Source organism: Microbacterium sp. AG790 (assembly GCF_003634765.1).
Lineage (GTDB): Bacteria > Actinomycetota > Actinomycetes > Actinomycetales > Microbacteriaceae > Microbacterium.
On the sequence record NZ_RBWZ01000006.1, the window covers coordinates 773067 to 788948 of the forward strand.

Here is a 15882-nt window from a genome sequence, read left to right on the forward strand (position 1 = left end):
AGCCCCATCCTGGCATCGCAACCCTTCCCTTTGCTGGATATCGGAGAAGATGGATGGATGACGACGCCCGCGCCGCAGGTCCCCGTCCCTCAGCCAACACCGCTGTTCGCGCCACCGATGTCACCCATCGCGCCCGCGATCTCCCGCGCGGCCCGGGCTCTGCCCGCCGACGCCCTCGTGGGCGGTCTTGCCTTCCACCGCCTGATCTTCGCGCGCCGACGCTCGGGATGGTGGACGCCGCTGGTCACCGGCATCCTGGGACTCGCGATCTACCTCGGGTTCCTGGTCTTCGTCATGGTCGTCATCGGCATCGCGCTCCTCCGCGATCCGGCGCGCCTGGACGACCTGGCGCGCCTCGGTCAGTCGGGCGGCGTCGACATGGGCGACCCGCTCATGGTCGCGATCCTGCTCGGCACGATCGCCCTCATGCTCCCGGCCTACATCCTCGCGTCACTGATCGTGAACGGACCGCGGGTCGGGCTCGTCTCCTCCGTCGCGGGGCGGCTGCGCTGGCGCTGGATGTTGCTCTGCGGTGCGCTCGCCGTCGGCGTGTCGGTCGTGCTGACCGCGGTGGGCTTCCTCCTTCCCGGCGCAATGGAGGAGCCCGGGACGCCCGTCTCGACCTCGACCTGGCCGATCACGCTGCTGGTCGTGCTGCTGCTCGTTCCCGTGCAAGCGGCCGCGGAGGAGTACATTTTCCGCGGGTACCTCATGCAGAGCATCGGGCGCTGGCTGCGGCATCCGGCCTTCGCGATCCTGCTGCCCGTGCCGTTGTTCATCCTCGGTCACGGCTATGACCTGCTCGGTCAGGTCGGTGTGGGGCTCTTCGCCGTCGCCGCCGGCTGGCTCACGTGGCGCACCGGCGGACTGGAAGCGGCGATCGCCCTCCACGTCGTGAACAACCTGTCGGCGTTCCTGCTCTCGCTCGCGTCGGGGTCCAGCCCCACCCAGAGCACGACCGGACTGGTCAGCTTCCTGTGGTCGTTCCTGCTGATCGCCGGATACGTCGCGCTCGTCGAGTGGATGCTGACGCGTCGCCCCCTGCCGCGGACGCTCGTGCTGCCGCCGCCGGCTCCGGTGTGGGGGAACTACGCGGCGGCGATGCCCTCGGCATCCAGGATCGTGTAGCTGTACCCCTGCTCGGCGAGGAAGCGCTGCCGGTTCTGGGCGAAGTCCTGGTCGACGGTGTCGCGGGCGATGAGCGTGTAGAAGCTGGCGGTGTGCCCGTTCGACTTCGGACGCAACAGGCGGCCCAGACGCTGCGCCTCCTCCTGGCGCGAGCCGAAGGATCCCGACACCTGGATCGCGACCGACGCGTCGGGCAGATCGATCGAGAAGTTCGCGACCTTCGAGACGACCAGCACGGGCACGCGGCCCTCCCGGAATGCGGCGAACAGTTCCTCGCGCTCGTCGACGGGCGTCGCGCCGGTGATCTTGGGGGCGTCCAACGCCTCGGCGAGCACGTCGATCTGGTCGAGGTACTGCCCGATCACCAAGATCTGCTCTCCGCTGTGGCGGGCCACGAGGTCCTTCACGACGCCGATCTTGGCGTGCGCGGTGGCGGCCAGGCGGTAGCGCTCGTCATCGGCGGATGCGGCGTATTCGAGGCGGTCGGAGGGCGGCAGGTCCACGCGGACCTCGTAGCAGACGGCGGGAGAGATGAAGCCCTGGGCCTCGATCTCCTTCCACGGCGCGTCGAAGCGCTTGGGGCCGATGAGGCTGAACACGTCGCCCTCGCGGCCGTCCTCGCGCACGAGCGTCGCCGTCAGGCCCAGGCGGCGGCGCGCCTGCAGATCGGCGGTGAGCTTGAACACGGGCGCGGGCAGCAGGTGCACCTCGTCGTAGACGATGAGTCCCCAGTCGAGCGCGTCGAGCAGCGCGAGGTGGGCGTACTCGCCCTTCCGCTTCGCCGTCAGGATCTGGTAGGTCGCGATCGTGACCGGCTTGACCTCCTTGGTCTGGCCGGAGTACTCGCCGATCTCCTCGGGCGTCAGCGACGTGCGCTTGAGCAGTTCGTCGCGCCACTGGCGGGCGCTGACGGTGTTGGTCACGAGGATCAGGGTGGTGGTCTTCGTCTCGGCCATCGCGGCCGCGCCGACGAGGGTCTTGCCCGCACCGCAGGGGAGCACGACGACGCCGGAGCCGCCCTCGCTGAAGATGTCGACCGCCTGGCGCTGATAGGGGCGGAGGGTCCAGCCGTCCTCGTGCAGGTCGATCTCGTGCGGTGTCCCGGGCGTGTAGCCCGCGTGGTCCTCGGCCGGCCAGCCGATCTTCAGCAGCTCCTGCTTGATGTGCCCCCGTGCCCACGCGTCGATGAGGTACGTGTCGGGGGACGGGCGACCGACCAGCAGCGGCTGGATGCGCTTGTTCTTGCCGACCTCGGCGAGCACCGCGGGGTCGGTGCCGCGCAGCACGAGCGCGCCCTCGGCATCCCGCTCGATGACGAGCCGTCCGTAGCGGTTCACGGTCTCGCGGATGTCGATCGACACCGAGGCGGGCACGGGGAAGCGCGACCAGCGATCGAGCGTCGCCAGCATGTCGTCGGCCGTGTGGCCGGCCGCGCGCGCGTTCCACAGCCCCAAGCGCGTGACGCGATAGGTGTGGATGTGCTCGGGTGCGCGCTCGAGTTCGGCGAAGATCGCGAGCTCGTGTCGCGCCGTCTCCGCCTGCGGGTGCGCGACTTCGAGCAGCACGGTGCGGTCGCTTTGCACGATGAGGGGGCCGTCAGCCATAGCGTCCCAGTCTACCGACCTCGCAGCGCCCGGGGCTTCGCGTCGCCGGTACCGCGTGTGTGTGGAGGCGGTCAGAGAGCACGGATGCCGCTGATGCTGGACACCGGCAGGGTGCGCTCCACATCGACGGTGCGATCGAGTCCCCGCAGGCGTCCGCCGCCGAGGCCGGTCGCCTCGATCGTGAACTCGCGCTCGGTGCCGTCGGGCATGCGCACGGCGACGATGATGGTGGCGCGCGCCTTGACGGCGTGATCCAGTTCGCGGCCGAGCCACGCGGCGTCGGCATCGTCGGTGGGAGCGGCGCGCAGCCGCGCGAGGAGCGCGGCGTACGTGTCGCGATCGGGTGAGGGCTCGGTCGGTGTCGGCGCCAGGCGATGGCGGTCGAGGCGTCGGCGTTCGCCGTCGGCATCCACCGCGACGACCGGATATCGGGCGTCGGCGATCATCCAGAACGCCGTGTCGGCCCCGCTGCGGGTCACGAGGCCGTCGCCGTCCGGCACGAGCCCGAGGGGACGAAGAGCCTGATCGACGGCGAGGGTGCGCAGCAGCGCCTCGTCGTCGCTCCAGACCCGGGTGCGGCCCTCGTCGTCGGGACCGACGCGGACCATGCCGTGCGTGCGAGAGGTGCGTTCGATCTCGTACGCCAGCGGCTGGGGCAGGCCGGTGAGCGAGAGCTCGGTGAGAAAGGCGCGCAGCGACTCGGCGCTCTCACCCGCCGTGAGGGCGTCGGCGATGCTCTCGGTCGTGAAGCGGTAGCTCGACGCCTGCGCGCGCGACTCCCGCCGCGCCATCGACCGCAGCCGCATGTCGAGGTGCGGCGACAGCGGCCCGGGCGCGATGGCGGTCAGATCGTTCTGCAGGTACACCCGGTCGACCTCGCTCGGCAGCAGCCGCGAGAGTGCGTCGAGGGCCGCGGAGGAGAACGGTGCGCTCGCGTCGTCGAGGAACGTGTCGCGCGCCCACGAGGTGGGGCGGTCCGTCTCGTCCAGGACGCCCCAGCGTCGAAGGAGCGCACGGAGATTGGTCGCCCTCTCCGGCCAGAGCGCATCCAAGGGGTAGGCCCGCGTCCATGCCGCGGGCGGGAGCCAGCCGCCGGCCGGTCGTCGCAGTCCACGCGGCAACCCCTCGACAAGCGCGGCGGCCACCTCTGTCCACCGCGCGATCGTGTCGGAATGCAGCCACTGAGAGCCCCGGGTCGTGACGAGCCAGGTCTTCTCCCGACCCGACAGCAGACCCGTCCGTTCGGCGATCACGACCAGTTCATCGGCGGCGGCGGCATCGTCGACGATCCCGTCCTCGATGAGGCGGCGACGGTCGGCGGCGCCCAGCGTGCCGGAGCCGATGCGGCCGAACGGATGCGTCAGCGCGGCGTGCAGGATGTCGCCGAGCGAGCCCAGCGAGGAGAACGCCCGCTCCGCCGCACCGGCGTCGTCGGGCCGGGCCTCGGCATCCGTGCCCTCCTGCTCGTCGAGCCCGAGCCCGGCCCCGGGCATCGGTGCCGTGGTGAGGGCTGCCAACGCGGACGACACCGCGTCGTACACTGCGCCCTCCTCGTCCACCAGCGCGAGCTCCTGCAGCCGCGAGCGGACGCCGTCGTCTGCGGCCGGGACGGAGTCGGTGAGGGCCGAGATCTCGCTCGAGGTGAGGCCTCGCAGAGTGCGCTCGATCGATGACGGGTCCAGAAGCGCCTCGGCGGCGTCGAATGCGTCGCTCCAGCTCGCCGTGGGCGACACGTGGCGCGCCGCGAACAGGGCCGTCAGGGCGTCGTCGCTGCGCTGCACGAGATGCTGTGCGAGAGCGCGCGCGTCCGACCCGGTCACGTCAGCGGCCCTTGCCGACCCGGGCCTTCCGCACGAAGGTCATGATGAGCACTGCCATGAGGAGGATGAACGCGACGATCGGCGCGATATAGACGAGCGTGCCGACCAGCGGCCACACGCCCTGGCCGAAGTCGTCGTGCTTCATGCCCGCAGCCGAGCCGATCATGATCGCGACGAAGCAGATCACGGACAGCAGCAACAGGCCCAGGGACATGAACGCGAGGACGCGGTCGATGCGGCGGACGGGAAGATCGTCGGCCGAGCCGGGGGTGCGAGAAGACGAAGAGGGCATCGGGATCACCCTACTGCGTCCCCGCGTCGGGCGTGGCGGTGTCGTAGGCTGGAGTGGGCATGATGCCCACCCTCGTGCCCGCGCGGCACGGGTCACGATGTCACCGCGCCCCAGGGCGCCGACGAGCGAGGTTTTTGCGATGCCCACCGGCAAGGTCAGGTTCTACGACGACGAGAAGGGGTTCGGCTTCATCACCACCGATGACGGCCAGGACGTCTTCCTGCACGCCACGGCCCTCCCCGCGGGCACCGAGGGGCTGAAGGCCGGAACGCGCCTCGACTTCGGCGTCGCCGACGGCAAGCGCGGGTTGCAGGCGCTGGCGGTGCGGGTGCTCGACGCTCCCGTGAGCCTCGCCAAGCGCAACCGCATGAAGCCGGATGACATGGCGATCGTGGTCGAAGACCTCGTCAAGCTGCTCGACAAGGTCGGCGGCGACCTGCGTCACGGTCACTACCCGAACGCGGGACAGGGCAAGAAGGTCGCCGCGATCCTGCGTAAGGTCGCCGATGAACTCGACGCCTGAGTCGGTCGACTCCGGCGCGGATGCCGAGGGCGAGACGCCGGTGATCGTCGCCGACGACCGCCTGCTCGCGGCCCACGACCTGGCGCTGTCCGCGCTGCGCGAGATCACGCCGGCGTCGACGATCGGCGACCCCGCCGGATACACGCTCGAGGCGGACGGCGTCGTCTCCTTGCGTTTCGCCACGACGATGGAGGGCTATCCCGGCTGGTTCTGGACGGTGAGTCTCGCTGTCGTCGACGACGCCGAGCCGACCGTGCTCGAGGCCGAGCTCCTTCCGGGTGAGGGCGCCCTCCTGGCACCCGAGTGGGTGCCGTGGGCGGTGCGTCTGGCCGAGTACCAGGCCGCGCAGGCGGCGCTCGCCGCCGAGCGCGGCGTCGAGGCCGAGGACGCTGCCGACGCCGATGACGAGTCGGACGATGATCTCGACGACGACGACCTCGACGACGTGGACGATCTGGATGCCGCCGACTTCGACGACGACGGCTCGCCGATTCTGCACGCCGGCGACGTCGACGGCGTCGACATCGACGTGCTGGACGACGACACCGACGACACCGACGACGAGGACGACGACACCGACGAGGACTAGCGGCGTTTCGACTCGCGCCGGCGGCGCGCGCTCAACGACCGGGTGTCAGAACGCGACGGTGAACCGCGCGGACTGCAAGACCTCCTCGCGCGACGCCGCGATCCTCGCCGTCATGGACGGCCTGCAGGCGCAGTGGCTGATCGAGCCCGATGCGCTCGATCTCGGGACGGCATCCGAATTCGCGATCGAGGCCATCGTCGCGGCCGTGCGGGACCCACGGCCGTCACCGCTGGACTGAGTCCGCGGCGCGGGGCGGTCGGTCTCAGCCGCGCATGTGCTCGATCGTGTAGTCGATCGCCTTGATGAGCTGGCGGACATCGTCGGGCTCGATCGAGACGAACGTGGCGATGCGCAGCTGGTTGCGTCCGAGCTTGCGGTACGGCTCGGTGTCGACGATCCCATTGGCGCGCAGGCTCGCGGCGACGGCCGCGGCATCCACGCTCTCGTCGAAGTCGATGGTGACCACGACGGGGGAGCGGTCGGCCGGATCGGCGACGAACGGAGTCGCCGCCGCGGAGCCTTCGGCCCACTGATACAGGGCCTGCGACGACTCGGCCGTGCGGGCGGCGGCCCAGCCGAGGCCGCCATTGCCGTTGATCCACTCGAGCTGCTTGTCCAGCAGCACGAGGGTGGCGACCGCGGGGGTGTTGAGCGTCTGGTTGAGTCGCGAGTTGTCGAGAGCGTTCTTCAGGCTCAGGAACTCGGGGATGTAGCGGCCGGATGCCGCGACGCGCTCGATGCGCTCGATGGCGGCGGGGGAGACGGCCGCGAACCACAGGCCGCCGTCGGAACCGAGGTTCTTCTGGGGCGCGAAGTAGTAGACGTCCGTCTGCGACACGGCGAAGTTGATGCCACCGGCCGCGCTCGTCGCATCGATGACGGTGAGCGCGCCCTCGTCTCCGGCGACACGGGAGATGGATGCCGCGACACCGGTGGAGGTCTCGTTGTGCGGCCAGGCGTACACGTCGACACCTTCGACCGCCTCGGCGACCGTGCGCGTTCCGGCATCCGCCTTGCGCACGTCGGGCGCTTCGAGCCACGGCGCGGCGGCCGCAGCGGCGAACTTGCCGCCGAATTCGCCGAAGACGAGGTTCTGCGCGCGGCGCTCGATGAGACCGAACGCGGCCGCGTCCCAGAACGCCGTCGAGCCGCCGTTGCCGAGGATGATCTCGTAGCCGTCGGGAAGACGCAGCAGGTCGCTGAGGCCCATCCGCACCTGGCCCACCAGGTTCTTGATCGGGGCCTGTCGGTGCGAGGTTCCCATCAGCACCGCACCGGGGCCCGCCAGGGCAGCGAGCTGCTCCGGCCGGATCTTGGACGGGCCGCAACCGAAGCGACCGTCGGCGGGCAGGATCTCGCGGGGCAGCGTGACGTGGGCCATGCTCCCGATTCTAGGGTCAGCGCCGCCGGCGCCCCGCCGCGTCGCCGTAAGAAACGGATAGGCTGAGAACACACCCACGAACGTGCACGAGGCCTGCCCATGACGGATCTGATCGACACCACCGAGATGTACCTGCGTACCATCCTCGAGCTCGAGGAGGAAGGCATCGTCCCCCTGCGTGCGCGCATCTCGGAGCGTCTCGGCCACTCAGGTCCGACGGTGTCGCAGACGATCGGACGCATGGAGCGCGACGGTCTGGTCGTGGTCTCCGACGACCGCTCGCTGGAGCTCACGATCCCCGGGCGGCAGAAGGCCGTCGACGTCATGCGCAAGCACCGCCTCGCGGAGCGACTGCTCAGCGACGTGATCGGTCTCGACTGGGCATACGTGCACGAAGAGGCCTGCCGCTGGGAGCACGTGATGAGCGAGCTCGTCGAGCGTCGCCTCATCGAGCTGCTGGGCCATCCCACCGAGTCGCCCTACGGCAACCCGATCCCGGGCCTCGACCAGCTGGGCGACGTGCCGGCCCGCACCTTCGATGACGGCGTGGTTGGTCTCGTGCGCCTGCTGAATGAGACCGGCGGTCCGGTGCACGGCACCGTCCGGCGCCTCGCTGAGCCGGTGCAGGTCGACCCCGAACTCCTCGAGCAGCTGCGCGACGCCGGCGTCATGCCGGGAGGCGTCGGCGACTTCCGGTTCAGTGAGGGCTACGTCCTCGTGCAGATGGCCGGCAAGGTCGATGGACTGGAGCTTCCGGTCGAGGTCGCCTCGCACATCTTCCTCGTCGACGCGGTCCCGCACGCCTGAGCGTCACCCGGGAAGCGCCTGGGCATGAACACCTGTGCGTGACTTATTCGTTACCTTCCGGTAGCCTCGAAAAGTCCACGTGGCGAGAAGCCCGCCACGGACCTCCGCACGGATTGCCTCATCGGTTCGTCGTTCGCGCGGTGACACCCGTACATCTGTGCCCTGACACCGAGTGCCGACGAACCAGCGGACCGTCCCGAGCGGGATCGCAGAGGCGCCGGAGGACAATTGGCTGAACAGTACGACCCGTCGCAGGAGATTCCCGAGTCCGAAGCGTCGACACCGACCCGGCGTAGCCGCGCGCAGCGTGGCGCGTTGACCCGCTCCACGGGCTCCGCCCCTGCTGTGCGAGGAACGGCTGTCTCGACGGCCGCCGCGCCGCGCCGCTCACGCCGCACAGGCCATCCGGTCCGCAGCTTCATCACGGTCGCCGCCGTCGGCGGTCTGATCGCCACCGTCGCGATCGCGCCGGCCTTCGCCGCCTCGACCTCGAGCCCCGCCGAAGCGGTCACGCTGCAGCAGGTGGCCGCGGAGAACGCGCAGTCGCTCGTGATCGCGTCCGAAGCGACGCCGGCGGCCCTGGCCCGCGACAGCTATTCGGCGACGACGCCCGAAGAGATCCAGACCAAGAAGAACGAGGATGCCGCCAAAGCCGCGGCAGCTGCCCGCATCGCGGCGGCATCCACCGCGTCCGCCGATGCTTCGGTCTACTCCGGCTCGCTCGCCGAGACGATCGCTCCGGCCGGCTCGGTCGTGCGCCCCCTGCCTTTCTTCAACCACTTCGGTGAGCCGTACCCGGGCCACAAGGGCACCGACTACATGGTCGACCGCTACACCCCGATCTACGCGATCGCCGACGGCGTCGTGGTGGAGTCGAGCGAGGACGGTCCCGGATGGGGCGTCTACGTCAAGATCGCCCACAACATCGGTGGCAACACGGTGACCTCGCTGTACGCGCACATGTCGTACGGCACCCGTCGCGTGGTCGTCGGCGACACCGTGCGCGCCGGACAGATCATCGGCCAGGTCGGCGACACGGGCCGCGCGTTCGGCACCCACCTGCACCTCGAGATCTACGTCAACGGATCGTGGACCAACGCCGAGGACTTCCTCGTCGCGAACGTCCGCTGACGCTGTCTGCGTCGACACGCGGCATCCGTTCACCTCTGATTCGCCCAGGCGGGCTCTGCGTGCATTAGCCTGATGCCGACGCTCGCACAGCCGAGGGGGAGCCGCATGGACACAGGATCTCGCATTCGAACCGTGAATGCGGTGGGCCGCTATGTCCTTCGGCATCGTGTGCACGACTGCCGCGACATTCGTCGTGGTTTCAAGGCGCTGTCTTCATGACAGCGCCTTTTTTCGTGCCTGCGCCACCGCGCCGGAGCCGCGTCGACAACGGAGAGCCGTCGAAGCCATCGACGGCCGTTCGAGAGGAACGCGCATGCGCACACTGGTGCTGAACGCCGGATACGAACCCCTGGCCGTCGTCTCGTTCAAGAGAGCCCTCGTGCTCGTCATGAACGAGAAGGCGACCGTCATCGAACGCATGGAGGGCAATCCCGTCTGGGGGATCCGCGGATCCTGCGACCGTCCGGCCGTCATCGTGCTCACGCGCTACGTGCGCGTGCCCGGGGCGCGGCGGGTGCCGGTCACGCGCCGCGGGGTGCTTCGCCGCGACGCCCACCGGTGCGCCTACTGCGGCAAGGGTGCCACCACGATCGACCACGTCCTGCCGCGTTCACGCGGCGGCGCCGACTCGTGGGAGAACCTGGTGGCCGCATGCCTGCGCTGCAACAACATGAAGGGCGATCGGACCCCGCAGGAGATGGGGTGGGAGCTGCGGTGGGCGCCGCAGCCACCGCGTGGACCGCAGTGGACCGTCCGCGGCACCGAGCGATCCGAGCCGGCGTGGGAGCCGTACCTGTCGCTCGCTGCGTGACGGGCGCGCCCGCCCGCCACGCGGCGGGCGGTCAGCCGGGCAGCGCCTGGAGAGTCCAGCGTTCGCCCTCGCGCGTGTAGGCGATGCGGCGGCTGGCGGCGAGCGGGTTGGAGACCCAGAACACCAGGCGGTGCGGGGTGACCGCGAACCCGGCCCACGCCTCGGGCGGCATGAAGGAGGGGTCGTCGGGACCTCCGTGGGCCCGCAGGAACTCATCCCAGCGGGCGCGCCGCTCGGCGAGCGGCAGCTGCGCGAACGCGTCGGTGTTCTGCCATGCGAGCTGCTGGAGATAGGCAGAGCGCCGGCGGTAGGCCTCGTCGGACTCGGCGCGCGACGAACGCGCAGCCGTGCCCTGCACGACCAGCTGGCGTGTGAACCCGGGCCACAGGATCGTCAGCGCGACGCCGGGCTGGGCGGCGAGCTCGGCGGCCTTGCGGCTGTGGGCGTCGGTGTGGAAGTAGAACCGTTCGCCGTCGAAGTCGCTCAGCATGGTCGTGCGGGCATCGGGCAGCCCGTCGAGGCCGATGGTCGACACGGTCATCAGCAGGCGGTCCTCGCCGGGACCGGGAAGCCACTCGCCGGCGAGGGCCAGGGGGTCGGCGAGGGGAGCGTCGGACTGCACCGGATCGCTGTCGTGATCGATCACGACGGGCGCGGGCGGGATGCCGGGAGCGTACGAAGCCGTCATCCGAACACGAACCCGTCGATCTCGGCGAGCGCCTCGCACACGAAGTCGACGCCGCGCTCGTAGAGCTCCTTGCCGTGCGCGGCGTTCGCGCCGGTCGCGTCGCCGATCACGCCTTCCGGGCCGAAGTCGTCGCTCGTCCAGCCGAACATCACCGGCTTGCGGTTGAAGCCGATGTGGGTGAGGGCGGCGATGTGCTCGGGGATGTTGCGCGCCGGCATCTCGGGGGCCACGAGGTGCGGCGCCAGGTGCATCACCAGGGAGGTCTCCGAGAAGCCGCCGTGGATGCCCTGGCCCTTCTCGTCGGGGCGTCCGTCCAGACCGTCGCCGGCCCCGGCGGCGGTCGCGGGCATCGAGAACGTGCGCAGGCCGAAGCGGCGGCGCAGCTCGCGGTTCGCCCATCCGAGCAGCATGACGTTGCCGCCGTGCCCGTTGACGAACACGACGGTCTTGGCGGGGGTCATGGCGATGGATCGGCCGATGTCCACCAGCGTGTCCAGCACCGTGGTGCCCTCGAGCCAGACGGTCCCGGGCGCCCAGTGGTGCTCGTCGGACTTCGCGTAGCTGATCGTCGGCAGCACCCATGCGTCGATCCCGTCGGCGGCAACGCGTTCGACCGCTGCGGTGGCGATCGTCTCGGCGACCAGGGCGTCGGTGCGCAGCGGCAGATGGGGGCCGTGGTGCTCGATCGCACCGATGGGCACGACAGCGATCGAGCGCTCCGTGAGCGCAGCCGTGAGCGCCGGCCCGGACAGATCGGCCCAGTGGCGGGAGGTCGGGGTGAACGGGGGCGTGAACGCGGCGGTCATCGGATCGATCCCTTCACCGGACCGGTGTAGTCCGGGTTGAGCTTGCCGGGGTTCAGCAGGCCCCGCGGGTCGGTGCTGCGGGCGAGTGCGACCGTCTCGGGCAGGCGGAAGTCCACGTTCCACTGGTGCGGGCTGTGCACACCGACGCCGAGGTCGGTGAGCGCTGCGATGCCGTCGGCGACCTGCTCCGGGCTCTCGTACACGCCGGCGAGCATGCCGATCGGACGCAGCGCGGTCGCTTCGATGTGCAGGTGCGCACCGGGATAGACGGCCATGACCTCGTCGTGGCGGTCGATGAGCGCGTCGCCGCCCACCTCGACGTGGAAGTAGACGCCCGGTTCGGACTTCTGCAGCCACTCGATCGGATGGTTGTAGCTGAGCACCGAGATCGCGGCCGACACCTGGGGGCCCTCGCGCACGTCTTCGATGCGTCCGCCGGCGCCGGTGATGATCATCGACGCCTCTTCGACGAGGCTCGCATCGATGATCGTCCGCAGCGAGCTGCGGCCCTCGGGGAAGGCCGGGTCGGGTGGCAGCTGGGCGCTCACGTGCGGGTCGTCGGCGGAGACGAGGCGCGGCGTCGGGGTGAGCGCCGCGAGGCGCTGCAGCACCGACATCGAGCCGGTGAAGTCGTCGAAGGACGCGTAGAGCCCGCGCCAGTCGTTCATCCGCTCCAGCCGCACCGTGGCGCGCGCGATGATGCCGGCCGTGCCGTAGTTGTGGACGTACCCGAGCGCCTCATCGCCCTCCACCCGGACGAGCTCGCCCTCGGATGCCGGGGTCACGACGTCCAGCGCGAGGACGAAACCCTCGTGGTTGGCGCCATGCGCGATCGAGCCGGTGCCGCCGGATCCGCCGGAGAGGAACCCGCCGAGCGTCGAGTGGACGGTCGAGGGGTACATCCACAGTTGCTGGCCGTGCTGTCGGGCGGCGAGCTCGAGGGTCGCCATCGGTGCTCCCGCCTCCGCGGTGATCCAGCCGTCGCCCACCTCGACGACGGCCCGTGCGCGCGAGGTGTCCAGGACGAGTCCGCCCGGCATGGGGATCGCCTGACCGTAGTTGCCGGTGCCCTTGCCGCGCGGCGTCACCGGTGCGCCGTGGGCGACGGCGATGCGGACGGTCTCGGCGATCTGGGCGGCATCGGCGGGAAACGCGACGAGGTCGGCCACGCCGAGCGGGAGCTGCTCGGCGATGATCGGTGACATGCGCGCGCCGTCGACCGAGGCCTTCTCGCGCTGACGCGGGTCGCTGGAGACGCCGCGGGGCCCGAGTGCGGCGGCCAGGTCCGCCTCGAGGGCGGCGTAGTCGGGGGTGGAAGCGGCGCCGGTCGCCGCGGGATCGAGGACGTCGGTAGGGGTCGCGCCGGTCATCTCGGTTTCCTTTCGTGTGTCATAGTCTTCAGTCATGTCGGATGCCGTCTCCTCGCGCCGTGGCGCCAAGGGCGACGACGGGCCCGCGTCCGCGTCGCGCGCGCTGGGCGCTCGGATCCGGGCGCTGCGCCAGAGCCGCGGGATGACGCTCACCCAGGTCGCGGTGCAGGCGGAGTTGTCGCACTCGTTCCTGAGCCAGGTCGAGCGCGGGCTGGAACGGATGAGCATGACGTCGCTGTTCCGCGTCGCGCAGGCGCTGGGCACGACCCAGCAGGCGCTGCTGACCGACGACGCCGACGCGGCGCCGCGAGGGGCGGGCAGCTTCCACGTCTTCCGGGCGAGCGAAGCGACGCCGCTGGATGCCGGGGGCAGCCCGATGCGGGTCCTCGCCCGCGACCACCCGCGCTTCGTGCCGATGGTGATGTCGGGAACCTTCACCGATGATCTGTGGTGGGTGCACGACGAGGAGGAGTTCGTCTACGTGCTCCAGGGCCGCCTCATGGTGGTGCTGGACACCGACGAGTTCGCCCTCGAAGCCGGGGACGCGGTGTATTACCAGGGCGGCATACGTCACCGGTGGCGCACCGAACCGGGCGAGAGCGTGCAGGTCCTCACCGTCAAGGAAGGCAGCGCCGGCGCGCACTGAGCGGCCGATCACGATCCGCCTCCGAGTTCCCGTGCGACCGTGGCGAGGTCGGCGGCGTACGCGGCCTCGCCTCCGGGGCGGGCTCCTCCGGCGATGACCACACCGCCGACGGCGCCCGTGGCGAGCAGTTCGCGCCCGTACGCGACAGCGAGGCGGATGCCCTCCGCGCGCACGTCCCGCGCGGCGAAGAGGCGGTCGATGAAGCCGGAGGGCAGCTTCGCGGCGTGGAAGGACGCGAGCAGTTCGGCGCCCTCACGGTCGACGACGAGGGGCACGCCCGCGAGCACGGGCACGTCGGCGCCGGCCGCACGGCACAGCGCCACGAAGGCGGCGACCTCCTCGGCGTCCCCGGCGTACTGCGTGAGGCACATCCGGCCTCCGGCGCGCTGCTTCTCGGCGACGCGTGCGCCGCGTTCGGCGACGGGCGGGGCGGCGGGTGACTCGGCGAACGAGGTGAGAAGCCCGAGGGCGGCGGCTCGGGGCAGCGTCGTGGTGGATTCGAGGTCGAAGACGGGGCGGGCATCGGGCCGGTCGCCCGTCTGCGTGTGATCGCCGGTGACGCAGTGCACCCCGGCGACACCCAGTGCGCGCAGCGACAGCAGTTCGCGCTCCAGGGCGGTGCGGTTGCGGTCGCGGGCGTTGAACCCCATCCACACCCGCAGCCCGGTCGCACCGATCAGCGCCGCACGGTACGACGGGGGGAACTGCACGCGGGAGCGTCCGGCGTCGCCGGAGAGGACGGCGTCGACGCTGCCGGCGAGCGCCTCGGCCGTCGGCCCCACGGCATCGGCACGCAGGGCGCGCACCGGAAAGCCGGTGAACACGAGCGGCCTGCGCGCGGCGATCTCGACCAGTTCGCGCCCGGCGGGCGTCGCCGGCCTGGAGGGGTCTTCGGAGACGGCGTCCGAGGGTGTCTCCTCGGTGGCCGGGCTCGCCCAGCGCACCGGGAGGTCGCGGGTCAGGAACACGCACGGAGTCGGGTGCACCTCGCACGTCCCGTCGGCGTTGACGCCGCCGCAGGGACCGTAGGCCATCGACTTCGGGCACCCGGCGATGCGGCTGGCCGCTGTCGCGGGCGTCGGCGTCACGGCGCTCATGCGGTGCCCGCCGTCTCGGCGGTGATCGTGTCGGCGGAGATCGCGGTCCGAAGCCGCGCGGCCGCCGATGCCAGCGCGTCGACCGCGGCGAGCTCTGCGGCATCCGCCGCCCTGACAGTCGGAGCGGAGGCGGCAGCGGTGATCGCCGACAGGTGGATGCCGACGACGCCGGGGATCGCGAGCGCGCGGCGCGCCCACGAGACCGCGGCGGCGATACCGGCGTCCACCGGGTCATCGGCGCCGGCCACTGCCCTGACGAGCTCGTCCGGCAGGCCGACCCCGGGAAGCGCGGCCAGTCGTCGGGCCGTCGCGACGGAGGTGAGCACCGGCACCGACACGAGGACCGGCACGGGGGCCGCCGTCGCTGCGAGGGCGGCGGTGAAGCGGCGGATCTCGTCGAGATCGCCGCAGAGGTTCAGGATGCCGAGTCCCGCCCCGGCCTGCGCTTTGCGGGCGAGACGGGTGGGACGGTAGTCGACGGGCGGTGCGGAGGGCTGTTCGGCGACCGCGACGAAGAGCCCGGCCCGGCGGGCGAGAGCCGTCAGACGTGTCGCGTCGAGGTCGAAGACCGGCTGCGCCTGCGGGAGCGCGGTCGACGCCGGGTGGTCACCGGTCACCGCGAGGACGCCGGACACGCCCAGGTCGGCGAGGGCGGCCAGCTCTCCCTCGATCGCCACCCGGTTGCGGTCGCGGCAGGTGAGACCGGCCACCACACGCGATCCGGCGGCGGCGAGCAGGAGGGCCTTGTGGGTCGGACTGAGCGCATCGCGCAGCCCCGGCGGCTCGCCGGCGATCACGGCGGTCAGCTCTCGCAGTCGCACGCCCGCCTCGGTGATGACGGCCGGGTCGGTGGAGCGCACCGGGAGGTCGGCCGTGATCACGGCGCCGGCCTCGACGAGGGCGGCGAACGCCGTCGACGCCTCTCCTCGTGGGCGGACCGCCAGCGCGTCGCCGCTCGCGCGGGCCGCGTTCGGAGCGTCCACCTCGGCGGCGGAGAACTCCAGATCGTGCAGCACCGCGGGGTCGTCGACGAATGAGCATCGGATGCCGGGCACTTCGCAGCCGCCGTCGATCGCGACACCGCCGCAGGGCCCGTGGACCATGCGCTTCGGGCAGCGCCGTGTTGCTTCGCGCAGGCGCAGGGGAGCGGTCACGGGTGCTCCTCTCGCGTTCGCGGATCGGTCCGGCG

General features: G+C 71.2%; 17 protein-coding genes. 8 read left to right on the top strand and 9 right to left on the bottom strand.

Features of this window, described 5'->3' with window-relative positions; all coding sequences use genetic code 11:
- Window positions 1–57: 57 nt before the first annotated feature.
- Window positions 58–1128 (top strand): CPBP family intramembrane glutamic endopeptidase, encoded by a 1071-nt coding sequence (locus DEU37_RS04195; RefSeq protein ID WP_259457127.1) that lies wholly within the window; start codon window positions 58–60, stop codon window positions 1126–1128.
- Here the strand turns inward: DEU37_RS04195 and DEU37_RS04200 are convergent.
- From DEU37_RS04200 to DEU37_RS04210, 3 genes are all read right to left on the bottom strand, one after another.
- Window positions 1089–2732 carry a DNA repair helicase XPB gene (locus DEU37_RS04200; protein WP_060959853.1) on the bottom strand — a complete coding sequence of 548 codons (1644 nt, stop codon included), beginning with the start codon at window positions 2730–2732 and terminating at the stop codon, window positions 1089–1091. The two genes, DEU37_RS04195 and DEU37_RS04200, sit on opposite strands and share 40 nt — an antisense overlap.
- A gap of 71 nt (window positions 2733–2803) precedes the next feature.
- Window positions 2804–4552, bottom strand: a complete 1749-nt coding sequence (locus tag DEU37_RS04205) for a helicase-associated domain-containing protein (RefSeq protein WP_121189370.1) — start codon at window positions 4550–4552, stop codon at window positions 2804–2806.
- A gap of 1 nt (window position 4553) precedes the next feature.
- Entirely contained in the window at window positions 4554–4844 is a 291-nt protein-coding gene (locus DEU37_RS04210) for a hypothetical protein (protein WP_061682338.1), read from the bottom strand.
- A gap of 139 nt (window positions 4845–4983) precedes the next feature.
- Here DEU37_RS04210 and DEU37_RS04215 point away from each other — a divergent pair, with 139 nt between their 5' ends.
- From DEU37_RS04215 to DEU37_RS04225, 3 genes are read left to right on the top strand one after another with little or no spacing between them, the layout of a single operon-like run.
- Entirely contained in the window at window positions 4984–5367 is a 384-nt protein-coding gene (locus DEU37_RS04215) for a cold-shock protein (RefSeq protein ID WP_005051055.1), read from the top strand.
- Window positions 5351–5956, top strand: a complete 606-nt coding sequence (locus DEU37_RS04220) for a DUF3027 domain-containing protein (RefSeq protein ID WP_121189371.1) — start codon at window positions 5351–5353, stop codon at window positions 5954–5956. The genes DEU37_RS04215 and DEU37_RS04220 overlap by 17 nt, the downstream gene beginning before the upstream one ends.
- Window positions 5957–6014: 58 nt before the next feature.
- Window positions 6015–6194: a hypothetical protein gene (locus DEU37_RS04225; protein WP_396652190.1), complete on the top strand. Its 180-nt coding sequence runs from the start codon at window positions 6015–6017 to the stop codon at window positions 6192–6194.
- Between the two features lie 24 nt (window positions 6195–6218).
- Here the strand turns inward: DEU37_RS04225 and serC are convergent, their stop codons facing one another.
- A complete protein-coding gene (gene serC, locus DEU37_RS04230) occupies window positions 6219–7337 on the bottom strand; it encodes a phosphoserine transaminase (protein ID WP_121189372.1) in 1119 nt (372 codons plus the stop codon).
- Between the two features lie 99 nt (window positions 7338–7436).
- Between serC and DEU37_RS04235 the strand changes: the two genes are divergently transcribed.
- The 3 genes from DEU37_RS04235 (at window position 7437) to DEU37_RS04245 (ending at window position 10086) form a co-directional block, all read left to right on the top strand.
- A complete protein-coding gene (locus tag DEU37_RS04235) occupies window positions 7437–8144 on the top strand; it encodes a metal-dependent transcriptional regulator (RefSeq protein WP_005051044.1) in 708 nt (235 codons plus the stop codon).
- Between the two features lie 315 nt (window positions 8145–8459).
- Entirely contained in the window at window positions 8460–9275 is an 816-nt protein-coding gene (locus DEU37_RS04240) for a M23 family metallopeptidase (protein WP_259457128.1), read from the top strand.
- Window positions 9276–9588: 313 nt separating this feature from the next.
- Window positions 9589–10086 carry an HNH endonuclease gene (locus tag DEU37_RS04245; protein WP_121189374.1) on the top strand — a complete coding sequence of 166 codons (498 nt, stop codon included), beginning with the start codon at window positions 9589–9591 and terminating at the stop codon, window positions 10084–10086.
- Between the two features lie 31 nt (window positions 10087–10117).
- Here DEU37_RS04245 and DEU37_RS04250 read toward each other — a convergent pair whose 3' ends face one another.
- Genes DEU37_RS04250 through DEU37_RS04260 form a run of 3 tightly spaced genes read right to left on the bottom strand, consistent with a single transcriptional unit; the run spans window position 10118 to window position 12950 of the window.
- Window positions 10118–10774, bottom strand: a complete 657-nt coding sequence (locus DEU37_RS04250) for a pyridoxal 5'-phosphate synthase (protein WP_121189375.1) — start codon at window positions 10772–10774, stop codon at window positions 10118–10120.
- A complete protein-coding gene (locus tag DEU37_RS04255) occupies window positions 10771–11580 on the bottom strand; it encodes a creatininase family protein (protein WP_121189376.1) in 810 nt (269 codons plus the stop codon). The genes DEU37_RS04250 and DEU37_RS04255 overlap by 4 nt, the downstream gene beginning before the upstream one ends.
- The gene (locus DEU37_RS04260; protein WP_183043571.1) at window positions 11577–12950 is read right to left on the bottom strand and encodes an FAD-binding oxidoreductase; all 1374 of its coding nucleotides are present in this window, start codon (window positions 12948–12950) and stop codon (window positions 11577–11579) included. Before DEU37_RS04260 ends, DEU37_RS04255 begins: the two co-directional genes overlap by 4 nt.
- Window positions 12951–12984: 34 nt before the next feature.
- On the opposite strand from DEU37_RS04260, the gene DEU37_RS04265 reads away from it, so the two are divergent.
- Window positions 12985–13596 (top strand): helix-turn-helix domain-containing protein, encoded by a 612-nt coding sequence (locus tag DEU37_RS04265; RefSeq protein WP_121189378.1) that lies wholly within the window; start codon window positions 12985–12987, stop codon window positions 13594–13596.
- Between the two features lie 8 nt (window positions 13597–13604).
- Here the strand turns inward: DEU37_RS04265 and DEU37_RS04270 are convergent, their stop codons facing one another.
- Together DEU37_RS04270 and DEU37_RS04275 are read right to left on the bottom strand one after the other, a co-directional pair.
- Window positions 13605–14693, bottom strand: coding sequence for a methylenetetrahydrofolate reductase C-terminal domain-containing protein (locus DEU37_RS04270; protein ID WP_121189379.1), 1089 nt, complete (start codon window positions 14691–14693; stop codon window positions 13605–13607).
- Entirely contained in the window at window positions 14690–15847 is a 1158-nt protein-coding gene (locus tag DEU37_RS04275) for a methylenetetrahydrofolate reductase C-terminal domain-containing protein (RefSeq protein WP_121189380.1), read from the bottom strand. Before DEU37_RS04275 ends, DEU37_RS04270 begins: the two co-directional genes overlap by 4 nt.
- Between the last annotated feature and the right edge of the window lie 35 nt (window positions 15848–15882).